This is a genomic window from Streptosporangium sp. NBC_01469 (genome assembly GCF_036227305.1).
GTDB lineage: Bacteria > Actinomycetota > Actinomycetes > Streptosporangiales > Streptosporangiaceae > Streptosporangium.
Map to the genome: position 1 here is coordinate 618942 of NZ_CP109465.1, position 14006 is coordinate 632947.

Annotated in this window: 13 protein-coding genes; 2 read left to right on the forward strand and 11 right to left on the reverse strand. The window is 68.6% G+C overall.

What is annotated here, in order from left to right; genetic code table 11:
- Positions 1 to 18: 18 nt before the first annotated feature.
- Positions 19 to 705 (reverse strand): DUF305 domain-containing protein, encoded by a 687-nt coding sequence (locus tag OG587_RS02855; RefSeq protein ID WP_329086536.1) that lies wholly within the window; start codon positions 703 to 705, stop codon positions 19 to 21.
- Between the two features lie 324 nt (positions 706 to 1029).
- Complete coding sequence (locus tag OG587_RS02860) at positions 1030 to 2088, reverse strand: helix-turn-helix domain-containing protein (protein WP_329086538.1); 1059 nt, start codon at positions 2086 to 2088, stop codon at positions 1030 to 1032.
- Positions 2089 to 3064: 976 nt separating this feature from the next.
- Between OG587_RS02860 and OG587_RS02865 the strand changes: the two genes are divergently transcribed.
- Positions 3065 to 4165 (forward strand): lytic transglycosylase domain-containing protein, encoded by a 1101-nt coding sequence (locus tag OG587_RS02865; protein ID WP_329086539.1) that lies wholly within the window; start codon positions 3065 to 3067, stop codon positions 4163 to 4165.
- Between the two features lie 66 nt (positions 4166 to 4231).
- Here OG587_RS02865 and OG587_RS02870 read toward each other — a convergent pair whose 3' ends face one another.
- Entirely contained in the window at positions 4232 to 4525 is a 294-nt protein-coding gene (locus OG587_RS02870; RefSeq protein WP_329093715.1) for a helix-turn-helix domain-containing protein, read from the reverse strand.
- A 673-nt stretch (positions 4526 to 5198) separates the two neighbouring features.
- The gene (locus tag OG587_RS02875) at positions 5199 to 5570 is read right to left on the reverse strand and encodes an STAS domain-containing protein (RefSeq protein ID WP_329086541.1); all 372 of its coding nucleotides are present in this window, start codon (positions 5568 to 5570) and stop codon (positions 5199 to 5201) included.
- Positions 5571 to 5722: 152 nt separating this feature from the next.
- Here OG587_RS02875 and OG587_RS02880 point away from each other — a divergent pair, with 152 nt between their 5' ends.
- On the forward strand, positions 5723 to 6085 hold the full coding sequence (locus OG587_RS02880; protein WP_329086542.1) for an MEDS domain-containing protein: 363 nt from the start codon (positions 5723 to 5725) through the stop codon (positions 6083 to 6085).
- 45 nt (positions 6086 to 6130) lie between these two features.
- Here the strand turns inward: OG587_RS02880 and OG587_RS02885 are convergent, their stop codons facing one another.
- The 7 genes from OG587_RS02885 to OG587_RS02915 form a co-directional block, all read right to left on the reverse strand.
- Positions 6131 to 6748 (reverse strand): class I SAM-dependent methyltransferase, encoded by a 618-nt coding sequence (locus tag OG587_RS02885; RefSeq protein ID WP_329086543.1) that lies wholly within the window; start codon positions 6746 to 6748, stop codon positions 6131 to 6133.
- Positions 6749 to 6880: 132 nt separating this feature from the next.
- Positions 6881 to 7699, reverse strand: coding sequence for a glycerophosphodiester phosphodiesterase (locus OG587_RS02890; RefSeq protein WP_329086545.1), 819 nt, complete (start codon positions 7697 to 7699; stop codon positions 6881 to 6883).
- 322 nt (positions 7700 to 8021) lie between these two features.
- Positions 8022 to 8615 (reverse strand): GNAT family N-acetyltransferase, encoded by a 594-nt coding sequence (locus OG587_RS02895; RefSeq protein WP_329086547.1) that lies wholly within the window; start codon positions 8613 to 8615, stop codon positions 8022 to 8024.
- Entirely contained in the window at positions 8612 to 10084 is a 1473-nt protein-coding gene (locus OG587_RS02900) for an APC family permease (protein ID WP_329086549.1), read from the reverse strand. The genes OG587_RS02895 and OG587_RS02900 overlap by 4 nt, the downstream gene beginning before the upstream one ends.
- 30 nt (positions 10085 to 10114) lie before the next feature.
- Positions 10115 to 10750, reverse strand: a complete 636-nt coding sequence (locus tag OG587_RS02905; RefSeq protein ID WP_329086551.1) for a GOLPH3/VPS74 family protein — start codon at positions 10748 to 10750, stop codon at positions 10115 to 10117.
- A 558-nt stretch (positions 10751 to 11308) separates the two neighbouring features.
- On the reverse strand, positions 11309 to 12082 hold the full coding sequence (locus OG587_RS02910) for a MerR family transcriptional regulator (protein WP_329086552.1): 774 nt from the start codon (positions 12080 to 12082) through the stop codon (positions 11309 to 11311).
- Between the two features lie 386 nt (positions 12083 to 12468).
- Entirely contained in the window at positions 12469 to 13668 is a 1200-nt protein-coding gene (locus tag OG587_RS02915; RefSeq protein WP_329086554.1) for an esterase-like activity of phytase family protein, read from the reverse strand.
- Positions 13669 to 14006 lie beyond the last annotated feature (338 nt).

Here is a 14006-nt window from a genome sequence, read left to right on the forward strand (position 1 = left end):
GCTGGGAGACCGCCATGCCTAGGCCACGGCTTGCGTGACCGGCATGATCAGGCCGGTAGGCCTCTCCTTTGGCTCACCGGCAGGTCTCTCCTTCGACTCGGTCGCCAGCTGACGCTGCATCTGGGATATCTCGGCATGCTTGGTGTCTCGCACCTTGCGGGCGAACACCGCGACCCCCTTGTGCCGCAGGGACCCGTGTCTGATCAGTCGCTGGGACATCATCACCGCCACCTTGTGGTGCGGGATCATGCCTTTCAAGAACGTCTTGTTCAGCGTGTCACCCGACAGCTTCGACAGATCACGCATCATCGGCTGATAGCCGACCATCGTGGAGCGCCCCGGGTACCACTTGGCCAGCCACGCCTTCATCGTCGCGATCTCAGCGGTCTGCGTGGCCACGACCCTCTCGCCCAATCGGCGCATTTCCGGTGCGCTGGAACGCCGAAGCTGCATCGCGGCGGCGACGGTCTCCCGATCATGAGCGATCATCTGCGCCAGGTAGTCGAACTCACTGTTCGAGTCCATGTTGTCCACCCAGCCCGTTGACTGCTTGTCCGGGTCCGCCGGAGCGTAGGACGGCTTGTCCGGGTCCGCCGGAGCGTAGGACGGCTGGACCGACGGAATTCGATCCTCGATCGCAGCCGCCACGGTGATACCCACCGACGCCACGGTCACCAGGATTGATCCGAACAGGATCTTCCTCATCTCCGGCCTCATGTCTCCTCCCCCGGACAGCCATCCCTTTCTCCCCATATCTCAGGATGACTCCGCCCCCCTCGGTAAAAACAGGGCTGTTCGGCGCATCGGCTCAGGACCAAAGGCCCTCAGTTCGCGTTCTCGAGGTGATCATGAGGCTGTCCTGCCGGGGAGCAGGGATGATCGGCGGTTTCACCTCCTGATCCGACCGATGAGCGGTGGGCGCCGATCGAGCCGCATCACCTCGGTCCCGTCGCCGCCGTACGACGGATGCTCGCCCCAGCCGGAACCGCCAGTGGCGATCCGCTGAATCCAGGCGAGAGGCCTGAATGGTCAGCTCACGCGTACACACCTTTGGAGCGGGACCGGCCAGTGCGCGGTGGCCGTGTCCGCCGAATCTCGCAGGCTGCGCCGGTAGGCCGCGGGGGGTATGCCGTAGGCGGCGCGGAATGCCCGGTTGAAGTGTGATTCGCTGCCGAAGCCCCAGCGGGCGGCGACGGCGCGGACCGGCAGGGTGTCCAGTACGGGATCGGCCAGGTCGCGTCGGCAGCGTTCGAGCTGGCGCTGCCGGATCCAGCGCCCGACACTGAGGTCCTGCTCCTCGAAGAGCCTGTGCAGGTGCCGGGTGGAGAGGTGGTGAGCGGAGGCGATCATCGAAGGGGACAGGTTCGCGGCTCCCAGGTTCCGCTCGATGAACGCCTGGACGCGCATGACCATGAGCCCTCGCGGATCGTTCGGCGACGTTGCCGCACGCGCGTCGAGGTCCTGGGTCAGCAGGGTCGCGAGGAGGTCGAGGATGACCGTGGAGATCCGGACGGCCTCCTGGGGTGGGAACGGATCACGTTGCTGGACCAGTTGGAGAAGAAGCCCGGACAGCAGCGCGCCGACTCCCTCCCGCGCCGGCAGCCGTACCCCCAGGAGTCGTTCGACCTCGGCGCGGGGGACCGGGAGGACCTCACAGGGAAACTGCAGGATCAGGCTGTCATCCAGGTTCGCCGAACGTCCACCCGGGATGGGCGCCCCGGGGCCGTCGACCGGCGTCCAGGCGTGGAAGGGCCGGGAGGTGTCGTACAGCAGCAGTTCCGCCGACCCGAGGTCGGCTTCATGGTCTTGCTGCTGTGCTCCCGGCCGGGCTCTGAGGGTCAGCGAGAGCTGGTACATGCCGGGGCCGGACTGGCGGATCCGGTGCTGGGCGCGTCGTGTCTCGAATGACGTGCATCGCACCCGTGACAGTCGCGTGATGCCGAGGTCCACGAGACTCATCTCGGCCCAGAGGTCGTCGGCCTCGGGGCCGGGGCCGGGGCCGGGGCCGCCGATGGAGATCACCGATTGCGCGACCGCCTCCCGCCAGTCGAGACGCTTACCGGCGGGCAATTCATAAAGCCGTGTCATGTAAGAACGCCCCCACCTTCCCGTACTAACGTTTAAGAGATGGCACATTAGAAGTCGAGAGAGTCGGCAGGCCGTCGATCCGTTCCCGATGACCGGCCTCGACGGTGTGTGATCGTTCGGCCGTTCTCCCGGTACGGTGGCACCGATGTGTCAGGAGCAAGTCCCGGTCGCCCTCCTGCATCTCCTACCGTCGCCCCCTCGTCTCCAGCGGATGGGGAAAGAATGCTTCGAGCCTGTATATCTGCGGTATATCGTCTTACCGAATCTCTGGGTGACCGGCGGCGGGCGACCCCCGGTTTCGCGTCGCGACTCCTCCGCAGCCAGGACGATCGTTTCCGCCGACCACGAGCGGGAGAGGGAGGGCTGTCCACGGGGTGGCCCCAAGACGCCAAACCCCATCTTGACCAGGCAATATACAACCGCTATATACGTGGCGGATATGGTCGGCACATCGCTCCGGAAATACGCGACAAAGGGAAACGGGCCATACTCGGCGAGTTTCCGGCAGCAGCCGTGCCGACCACGTCGCTTATCGATGAGTTACGCCACTCGCCCGTGTTCGGCATCTCCCGGTTCACGTCTGGAACGATTGTGGCCGGCCCTTCCGGCCTGCTCGCCTCTCCCGATATGCGAAAGAACCCGTCGCTCCCCGAAGCGGGGATGCGTCGGCGCGGGGTTTCGATGTACCCGCCGGGGCCGTTGCCGTACGGCTCTCGGGCTCTCCACGGAAACTCAAGCCATCCGAATCAGCCGGTCGGGTCCTCCGGAATCGGACAGCACGTCCTGCCCGAGGTTCATCCCACGCCGGCCCGGCGTGACGGCCACGGCCTCTCCACCGGGTGCGCCATTCGGTACGACGAGTCTCGTTGTGTGGGAAAGCGGGCTGAGCGGTCGTCGCTCGGGTACGTTGGGGCCGATGAACGATCAGCACGCGGAGGTTTCACGGCCGGAGCGTGACCACCGGCCGAATGGGCGGATGACGCCCGCGCGACCGGACGCCTCGGGGGGCAGGTCGCCGAACGTGCGCACGGGCCGGTCGCGCGGGAGGCCGATACTCGCCTCGCTCGTCGGCCTGGTCGTCGCGATCTCCGGCTGCGCCACCTCGCAAAGCGCCGCCTCGCAGGACTCCGCCGCACAGGGCGCCGCACAGGATGCCGCCTCGCAGGGCGCCGCACGGGGCTCCACCCCGCAGAGCGCCCCCTCGGAAAGCGCCGCCGCGTCGGCGGCCCCCGGCCAGAAGACGACACCGCCGTCGGAGACGTCACCGGCGAAGGAGTCCGCGCACCAGACGACGCCCGCGGGTCAGGTGCCCGCCCTGCCCTCCCCGGAAGCGGCGATCCCCACCGATCCGTCGCGACTGGCCCGTTCCCTGACCACGACCACCGCGGAGCTCCGGCGTGCCATCGACGCCTGGAGGCGCGACGGCGATCCCGGCAGGGGAAGTCCTCCTGAGCCGGTGGTGCTGCTGGCCCTGCACCAGCAGCGCATCTACCGCTACCTGGTTCTCAACCCGAAGATCGCCTCCCGCACCTACGCCAAGCTGCCGAAGGCCCTGGCCGGGCAGGCGAAGGACAACGTGACGGCCGGCCGGGATCTTCGCTCCCTCGTCCGGCCCATCAGCGGGGCGGCGAAATTCCGTGTACAGCCGGCCAAGCCCGCCGACTTCCTGCTCGGCCACTTCCGGCACGCCGAGCGGCGGTTCGGCGTGGAGTGGGAGGTGCTGGCGGCGGTGATGTTCGTCGAGACCAAGTTCGGCCGCGTGCGGTCACCGAGCCACACGGGCGCCAAGGGCCCCATGCAGTTCATGCCGGGAACGTGGGCCGCCTACGGCATGGGCGGTGACATCCAGGACACCCGCGACTCCCTGCTCGCCGCGGCCAACTATCTGCGCGCGTCGGGGGCACCGCGCGACTACCGGCGCGCGCTGTACGCCTACAACCACTCCCAGGCGTACGTCAACGCGGTGTTGCTGCACACGCGCCAGATCAAGCAGGACATCAGAAACTACTACGCCTACTACAACTGGCAGGTGTTCGTGGTCACCACCCGTGGAGACCGCCGCCTCACCGGCCCCTGAGCCCACGTCCCGCACCGCTGCCGGACGGGGGCCACCGCCGGAAAGCCGATATGAGGGCCGGGCCCCTCACGCCGGGCGGTCGCCGGTGCTGTCGGGGTGTTGCCGGTCTCGGGCCCGCCGGAGTTCGGTGTTGATGCGCAGGGCCTCAGCTAGCTGGTCTTCCAGGATGATGATGCGGCAGGCGGCGTCCAGGGCGGTGCCCTGGTCGACCAGTTCGCGGGCGCGGGCGGCCAGGCGGAGCTGGTAGCGCGAGTAGCGGCGGTGGCCGCCCTCGGAGCGCTGCGGCTCGATCAGTTTGGCGGTGCCCAGGTTGCGCAGGAACGCCGGGGTGACGCCGAGCATCTCGGCGGCCCGGCCCATGCTGTAGGCGGGATAGTCCTCGTCGTCGAACCGGTGACCGGACGTCGTCCCCGAGGCTCCGGGGAGACTCTCGGCTGCGGGAGCCCTGTCGGTGGCCTTGGGGGGCCTGGAGCCCGAACGGGCGTCCGACACTGTCTGTCCTTGATCCATATAACCTTCCCGGAAATGCCGACAGGGGCCCCGGCGCGTTACGCGCCGGGGCCCACGAGGTTCAACACCATCTATCGGCCCTGAGGCCGATTCACTGCTTCCGCATTGGCCGCCCGATGGGGGCGGGGATGCGGGGATCGCGTATGCGTGACCGTAGACCACCGTCCAATCCGTGGAGCCGCGGCACCCGTGCGGCGAATGTCAGCCGACGACGGGCGATCCTGATGGCGTTCAACACTCCCTTCGCTCTTTGCTGTCCCTGTTTCCTCGACCTCATCTATCACGGTGGCAGTGCGTCCACGGCCGGGACCCTTCACCTGCGTCGGCCCTGGCACATCCGACCTTCTGCCGTTTACCGCGTCTACCGCTGTCCACGTTCGTCCGGGCAGCTCGTCGTCATGCCGTTCTGCGCTGCCCTCGTGGATCCGTTCCTTGCTATGCCAGAAACCTTACGTCCATCTGATGCGAATGTCTACCTCGACCACTATAGATTTTCGATCCTCGGGAGAGCGGGGGCGATACCTCACTCCGCGGGGAGCAGGTCGGCGACGGCCTGTTCGACGCTGTCGCGCAACTCGAAGCGGGGCAGCAGGCCGGTGCGCCGCAGCAGGTGCAGCAGCCCATCGGGGACGCCCGCGAACAGGAGCCGGCCGGTGGTGGTGTCCTGGACGCGCTGCCGGGTGTGGGCCAGGACTCCCAGGGCGGTGGAGTCGTAGAAGGTCAGCCGTGACAGTTCCAGCACCAGGCGGGGACCGGCACTCATCTCCCAGACCGCGTCGACGTGTCCGGTGAGCGTGGGCGCGGTGATGAAGTCCAGGTGCCCACCGGCCTCCAGCACGCTGCAGTGCCCGTGATGGGTCACCCGTACCCACAACTCCTGCCGGTGATGATCCACCCAAGCCCTCCCCTGGCCGCGTACCGTTGGCGGACCCCCGCGATACCCAGATCGAGGGCGGCGATGCCCTTCGGCTCGGACCAAACATGATTCCGTCGGCGCATGTCCCGGCCTGGCCGCCGCGAACGCCCCGGCCGGCCTGGCCGGACGCGGTGACCGTCGGGGCAGCCGCCTCAACGGCCAACGGGCTCTCCTCGGGCGGGGGTGGCCTGTATAGGCTTGCGCGGAGAAAGCAGCAAAATTCCCGAAAAATCACCTTTTCCTATGAGCTGGTGATGGGTGAAGTGATGCGCCATGTCAAGGACGTGAAGCTGGGCGATCACCTGTGTCTGGCGTTCTCACATGAGGACGAGCAGCGTGAGGTGGCTTCCGCCTTCGTCGCCAGGGGGTTGGAGCGCCGGGAGCGGGTGGTGTACTTCGCCGGCGGCCCGGCGGATGAGCGGGTGCGACGCCGGCTGGAGATCCGCACCGATCAGCCCGGCACCCAGGTCCGTCTTCACCTGTCCCGTACCTGACCTCGATCCCTGACAGCACGCGGAGGCCCGTCCGCACGACCGGCGTCACCGGGGGCGGCGGGCGAGATACACCAGGGCGGGTGGGAGGTTGCGCCACACCGTCCGGCTGAGCACGACCTCCTCGAACGTCGTACGGAGGTCACGGAGGTGCTCCCGCGCGGGGGGCGCCCATCGCGTCCAGCGGTAGGCGAACTGGGTGAACACCCCGTCGGGGGACAGCGAGCCGGCCACCAGCGGCAGCAACCGCACGCCCTCCACCGGCCGGAACGCCACCCAGGGCAGCCCGCTGACCACGACGTCGGCGGACAGGCCGCGCTCGGCCATCAACCGGGGCAGATCGGCCGCGTGGGCGTGCACGACCTCGACCCCGGGGAAGCGACGGCCGAGAAGCCCGGCGAGGCGCGGGTTGAGCTCGATGGCCAGATGACGGCCCCTGCCCCCCAGGCGATCCTGGATGACCTGGGTGAACGCCCCGGTGCCCGGCCCCAGCTCCACGATCGTCGGTTCTCCGCGTTCGGGTATCGGCACGACCATCTGCGCGCCGAGCCGTCGCGAGCTCGGAGCGACCGTGGCGGTCAGCAGCGGGGATCGCAGGAACTCGCGGAGCAGGGAGGTGCCGCCGGAAACGTCGGCGACGTCGGCGACAGGGCTGGTCGGTCTCACCGTGCGTGCTCCAGGGTCGTGGCTTCCCGTTTTCGCCCGCTCATGCTCTCAACCGTTCGCCCGCCGTCGTCACATGGCCGGGATGAACAGTGAGGGACATCTCCCGGTCGACGTCCCCTCTCGCAGGGGAGGTCAGCGCATCAGGTCGGGCCTGTTGGTGATGATGCCGTCCACCCCGTGGGAGATCATGCGTCGCATGACCGCCGGATCGTCCACGGTCCAGGTCAGGACCTCCATGCGGTGGCTGTGGACGCTCCGGACGTACGCCGGGGTGAGGGTGTTGTACGGCGGGTTGATCTGGTCCGCGAACCTCGCCAGTCCCGGGAGCTCGGCGACCTCCGGCGTGCCGATCAGACCGATCGGGACCTCGGGCATGATCTGGTGGAACGTGCGCATCGAGTCCCAGTCGAACGACTGCACGACGAGTCTGCCGGGCACCAGCCACGAGGGGTGGCGGCGCAGTTCGTCGGCGACGCGGGCCTCGATGCCCGGGTAGAGCCGTGGCGCCTTGATCTCCAGCAGCAGGCCGAGGCGGCGTCCGCCCATCGCGCGCAGCGTTTCTCCGAGCGTGGGCACCGGTTCGCCCCCGTACTTCGAGGCGAACCACGAGCCCGCGTCCAACCTGCGGATCTCCGCGAGCGTGAGGTCACCGACCCGCCATGGGGCCCGGCCGGGGAAGACCCTTTCGACGTCGGTGGTACGGGCCAGCGTCGTGTCGTGCATCAGGACCAGCTTGTGGTCCTTCGTCTCCTGGACATCGAGCTCGAACATGTCGGCGCGTTGCTCGTCCGCCAGTTCGAAGGCGGCGACGGTGTTCTCCGGCGCGTACGCGGACGCCCCGCGGTGGGCGACGTTGACAGGAGTCGACGGCGCCGCGGCGGTCGCGGGGAAGACGACCGCCGCCAGGATCGTCAGTGTGGTCGTGACAGTGAGGCCGAGTCGTCGGAACATGAGTCTCCTCGGTGTGGAGAGCGTCCTACGATCCGAACTTGACAGCCTCGCATGACATCGAGTTGATGAAGGAGTGGCTCGCCGATGCCGGGTAGATGAGCAATCGGCTCAGCTCGGCCACGCGTTCCGCGCGTCACGGTGGCCCGGACCCCATGGGCCGCGAGGGCCGGGGAGAACCGTGCGGGCCGGGGAGAACTGTGCGGGCCGCGAGAACACCGGGGCCCGAACCGCCTCCGCCCCCGACCCGCGACGGGGGCGGAGGCGGGGGCAGAAGGGGGGGCAGGGGCGGAGGCGAAGGCTCCCCTCATCGGGGTGCTGCCGGTCAGGGGTTCGGCGGGCGCCACATCGGGAGCATCGGCGGGCCGTCGGGCATGAACATCGGGTCGCCGAGGTCCTGATAGCCGTGGCGCAGGTAGAGCCTGCGGCTGCGGGTGCTGCTGGCCTCCAGGTACGCGGGTATCCCCGCCTCGTCGAGTCCGCGGTGGTACTCCTCAAGCAGCCGGGTCCCCGTCCTCCGCCCCTGGTGTCCGGGGAGCACGGCGAGGAACGCCAGGTAGTGGTGCGGGTCGTGGGGGTGGCGCTTGTCCATCTCCTCCCCCATCCGCTCGATGCGCTCCACGTGCGGGCCGGCGAACGCCTCCACCCGGGCGGCCCGGTCCGGGATCTCGGGGAGCGGCTCGACGCCCTTGTGGAACCACACGGCCACGGCCGACATGTCGGCCGTCGCGTAAACCTCGCCGTGGATGAGGGCGCTCTCGGTGATCATGGAGAAGAAGGGGGGCATCACCTGGCGGCGGTCGTCGTCCGGCGGGATCATCCAGGCCGAGATCTCCTGCTCGTGGAAGGAGGTGGCGATGATCGCGCCGATGGCGTCGGCGGCTCCGGGGGCGTTCCGAACACGAATGATCTCGGTCATTCGGTCCCTCCCACAGCCGCCTGGGCGCCCAGCCCGATGTTGGCGTACACCTTCGGCCGTCTGGCCCGCAGGCTGAGTCCCCACATGACGCCGAAGCCCGCGGCGACGAAGTAGACGGCGGGCATGATCCAGCGGAGCGGGGAGTCGGGGGCCACGCCGAGCACGATGTCGAAGTTGGCCATGACGAGCACGATGACCACGACCAGCAGGACCGAGGAGATACCCGGGGCGATCTTGGTCCGCCAGGCGTTCTCCCCATTGGGGTTCTTGGCGAAGAAGACCAGCACGGAGAGCGAGGTGGCCGCCAGCATCATGAGCAGTCCCAGGCCGCCGAACGACCCGACGGTGAAGAACAGCTGGACGACCGGGTCCAGGCCGAAGATCGCGTATATGACGATCGTGACCAGCCCGATGACACTCTGCGCCACCGAGCCGTTGACCGGGGCACCGGTCCGGGGGGAGGTACGGCCGAAGGCCGCGGGCAGGACCCTCTCCCTGCCGAGGGCGAAGACGTAGCGGGAGATCGTGTTGTGGAAGGCGATCAGCGCGGCGAAGAGGCTCGTCACGAACAGGAGGGAGCCGATGGTGGCGATGGTCGCCCCCAGGTGCTGCCCGGCCAGGTTGAACAGGAGGGCCGAACTCTGCTCGCGCGAGGTCTCGACGATCTTGTCCGAGCCGATCGGCACGGTCATCGCCCAGGACGAGAGGGCGTAGAGGCCGGAGATGACGGCGAGCGCGATGTAGGTCGCGATCGGCACCGTACGCCTCGGGTCCTTGGTCTCCTCGGAGAACACCACCGACGACTCGAATCCGGCGAAGGACGCGATGCAGATCGCGACCACCGCGCCGATCCCGGGGACGAAGAGGTTCGACGGGGCGAAGACGTCGAGGCTGTAGCCCGAGGCCGCCGGGTTGATCAGGTCCGCGATGTCGAACACGACGACGACGGCTATCTCCGTCAGCAGCAGGACCGACAGGACCTTACCGTTCACGTCGACCCGCATCAGGCCGAGCACCCCGGTCAGCGCCCAGGCGACCAGCCCGATGACCCACCAGGGCGGGGAGCTTCCCAACCAGTCGGCGATCAGCGGCTGGGCGGCCGCACCGATCATGCCGTAGAGACCCACCTGGAGCGCGTTGTAGGCCAGCAACGCGACCCACGCGGTCGCCACCCCCACCGGCCTGCCGAGGCCTTTCGCGGTGTACGCGTAGAACGCCCCGGCGTTGACGACGTGGCGGGCCATCGTCACGTAGCCGACGGCGAACAGGCCCAGGATGGCCCCGAGCAGGATGAAGGCGAGCGGCACGCCGGTCACGCCGGTCGCGGCGTAGGCGGCGGTCACCGAGCCACCGATGACGGTCAGCGGTGCCGCCGCCGAGATGACGAAGAACACCACCGACGGCACACCGAGGCGGTCCTGGGCGAGCGCCTCGGAAACGGCGCTGACCCTTCGTTCTGTCACGGGCATGGGGGGATCCTTGAGATGAGGGGGGTGGGTTCACCGGCGGCTGATGACGGAGTCACCTACGGCAGCCTCGGTCTGGGCGATCAGTTCCTGGAGCGGCGCCGGAAGGGTGGCGATCGTGTCGGAGAGATATCTCGGGTTCTGCTCCCACAGGACGAGCTGGTTGCCGCCGGTCGCGACGAGCAGCCCCAGCAGGACGCGGTCCTGGACGTTGAGTGGCTCACGGCGCTGGATCGCCAGGTTGACGCGTCCGCCGGGCCACGCCGCGATGTTCACGTCGACCGGCACCCGCCTCCGCGACGGACGCCTGCCGGGCGGGCGCAGCAGCCCGTCCGCGGTCATCCGGGCCGCCACGTCGGTGAGTGCCGTACGGGCGAGGAACTGCAGCCAGGTCCGGAAGCGATGCGAGGGTTCGGCGACGATGTGGTCCAGGGCGGTCCTGGCGAGCGCGTCTTCGGGCGGCGCCGCGTCGAGTGCGACGAGCCGTATCTGTCCCGCCGCCAATCCCACGGTTATCCGCCCGGCGAGCATCAGTTCTCCCAGGACGGCGGCGGCCAGCCCCAGACCGGTCAGGCGGGCATGAAGCCTCATCCGGCCGGTCGCGTTGTCATGCATGACAAAGAACAGATCGTTGGCCAATCGGGTTCCTGAAAGATCAACTCCAACCACGAACGGCGATCGTATAGCCAAATCATTAAATTTGTCATTACGCGAACAAAGTTCTAGCGTCGGACATAGATCGACTAGACGAAAACCGAAGAAACGGACAGATAGCCAGCAGCCTGGAGCTATGACGAGAGGCGTATCGACGGCTCCGGCGAATCCAAGAATTTACATATTTTTGGCCAGCCACGGACGGGCGCCGGGAAGTGTCCATCAAGGCTCGCCGGAGCCGGAACAACCCCGGTCAGACGGCTTTCGAAAGCACGGCCCGGTGAATCCCGATGAGTCCTCTTGGGGTTTTAATACGGGCGTTTTTGACAGTTTGGGACTGACGTAATGCCGCGCGGGCTTCCACCTCTCCCGCCACGGTGGTAGCGGGCGAGGGCCGCACCTTCGAGGACGGGCATCTCGAACACCTGCCCGTGACGGGCCACGATGCCGAGGAGCGCTCCGGCGACGGCCTACAGGGCTCCCATGCTCGTCGGGTAGGCGGGCCCGCCCGGCGCCCCCGTCCGGTGCGCGCGAGGCCGACCTCGACCACTTCGGGGTCGTCGGCGGCCGCGTTCATTCCTGGTCCTCCAGTTTGATCATCAGATGCGTCACCAGCCGGTCCTGTGGCGTGGTGGCGGGGTTGGAGACGTAGACCTCGCGCAGCGGGCCGAGGGGCGTGTGCCCGCGCTCGCCCGCCCAGGCGAGCAGCGCGTGCACGGTGAGCGAGATCTGGTCGTACGCCCCGATGTGGGTCGCCGAGGCGTACCGGCCGCCCGGCAGGACGTCCGGGGAGGTCCCCGGGACGTCCCCGGACGTCTCCAGCGCGACGGCCACGGCCACCTCTTCCTCGAGGTCGAGGGGGAACAGGCCGACCAGCAGCCCGTCCGGCGCGCCCGCCGCCGCGAGCAACCGGGCCACGCACGCCGAGGTGACGGGACCGATCCGCTCCTGCGGCGCGGTGTCCCGTACGACGACCACCCTCCGGGCGGGCTCGCGGACGACGGTCACCTCCGGCCGGGGCAGGCCCTCGAAGAGGATGCGCTCCAGCGCGGCGAAATTGCGCTCGCGGCGCGCCAGGTCGGCCTCCATGCGGTCGCGTACGCCGCCGAGCACGCCCGCCTCGCCGGACAACACCCGCCCGATCGAGGGCAGGGGGACGTCGAGGGAGCGCAGCAGGCCGATCAGCATCGCGGCGCGTGCCTGGTCCGGCCGGTAGTAGCGGTAGCCGGTGTCCGGGTCGACGTACGCCGGGGTCAGCAGGCCCAGCTCGTCGTAGTGGCGCAGTTGCTTGACGCTGAGCCGGCACAGCCGGGCGAACCGCCCGATCGACAAGTGTCCCTCGTTCACGTCATCAGCATGGCCCCTCCCACAGCGGGAGGGACCAGCCGGACCGTCGTCGTCTCCCGATCTCCCCGTGGGACGCCGGGACCGGCCGCGGGACAGGGGGCGGAGGACCCGGTCGTGTGCCGGTCGTGTGCTGGATCGCGGCGTTTCCCGTGACGGCGGGACAGATCTCCTGTGACGGCGGGACAGGTTTCCCGTGGCAACGTGGCAACGGGAGAGCAGGAGAACGGGACAGCGGGACAGCGGGACAGCGGGACAGCGAGCGTGGCCGGGACCCTTGTCGCGGGTCCCGGCCACGCCGGAGTTCTTTCTCGATCGGGTCGCCGTCACCTCGCGGTCAGCGGCGACACCGGTCATCTCGTGTTATTTCAGTGTTATTTCAATGGCCGTCAGCAGCCCCGGGCGGCGAAGGCCAGGAACTGGGTGACCTCGTCGCTGTCGAAGTTGTCGTCGGAGCCGATCACCAGCGTGCACTCGCCGCTGCGCAGGCGCGGCCCCCAGGCGAGGCTCTCCAGGTTCTGTACCGGTGACCGCACCGTGCTGAGGTCGGAGACGAGACGCTTGGAAACCGGGCGGTAGGGGCGCCCGGTGGCCAGGCTGTCGCGGGCCAGCACGTTCGTGGCACCGCGCAGGTCGATCTCGTACAGCTTGGCCTTGTAGTTGACGCCCTCGATCCAGGAGCGCTCAAGGGCGAGGTAGCGGTTGTCGTCGATCGCCAGGATCTCCGAGACGCCGCTGTCGGACTTGCCGTTCGCCGGGATCGGCGCCGCCGGGAGCTTGTCGATCGGGTAGGCGTACTGGCCGCGCGGCCGGCCGTCGCGGCCCCACACGGTGATGCGGGCCGGGGCGCCCTGGGCGACGGTCGGCGGCGCGCCGTCCTCGTACCTCGGGCCCTCCGTGACGGCCGCGATGGTCCGCTCCGTGGAGGTCAGCCCCTCGAACCCGAAGTTGCGCCGGGGGCCGCTGGTGGTGCCGGTCATCTTCAGGTTGCCGGGAATCCGCAACTCCCCCAGGTGGCGGCCCTCGGTGCCGGTCCAGCTTACGGACAGGTCGGACACCGGGATGTTGGGATTCTCCGTGTCCGGCCGGTCACCCTCGTTGGCCCACAGCAGCCTGCGGCTCCACCGGTCGTAGCGGATCGTCTCGGGATCGGCGGACCTGGGCCGGCCGTAGGCCGGGTAGGAGCTCCCGCCGGGACGCCGCAGGGTGGTGACCCCGGTGAGGTTCACCCCGGTGAACGCCCCGGTGGCCGGGTTGATGTCGAGACGGCCGGTGTAGAAGCGGGCCGGATTGTAGCGCCACCGGTCGTCTGAGATGAAGTACCAGGTGCCGGTGCGCGGGTCACGGTCGAGACCGGAGAGGCCGCCGACGGTGGTTCCCCGGAACCGCATCTTGTGCGGCAGGCGCTGCTCGCCGAGAAGGCGGGTGATCCGGAGCCCCTGCGGCGGAGCCGCGACCTCCGCCGAGGGCTGTGCGGCCGCTGTCGAGGGTTGCGCGACCGCCGTCGACGCCTGCGCGCCGGCGGTCCCGAGGCTGACCGCCGTCGCGAGCGCGGCCGCGAATGCCGTCATTCTTCGCGAATTGGTCATATGACTCTCCTCTTCCCAGAAATGATCCCGAAAGAACTGGCTGGAATATGAGATCGCGGATTGCCGAAAATTTCCATGAGAATCAACGCCTCAATGCCCATTGGCCGCTCAATGACAGAGCAGAACAAGTCATTTGTCATGCATTTCCCGTCACTAAGTCGATGATCGGGGCAAGGTGCTTCAAAGCATGCGAGCGCGGACGTCGGGGACGACGTCGTACGAGCAGCTCGCGCCTCGAACGCCTACGCGCCCGGGGATCCGGTGGCACCCGCGACCGCCGTGTCCGGGGTGGATCCGGCCGGGTGGAACGCGTCCGCACGAGAACGGTGCGCCATTTC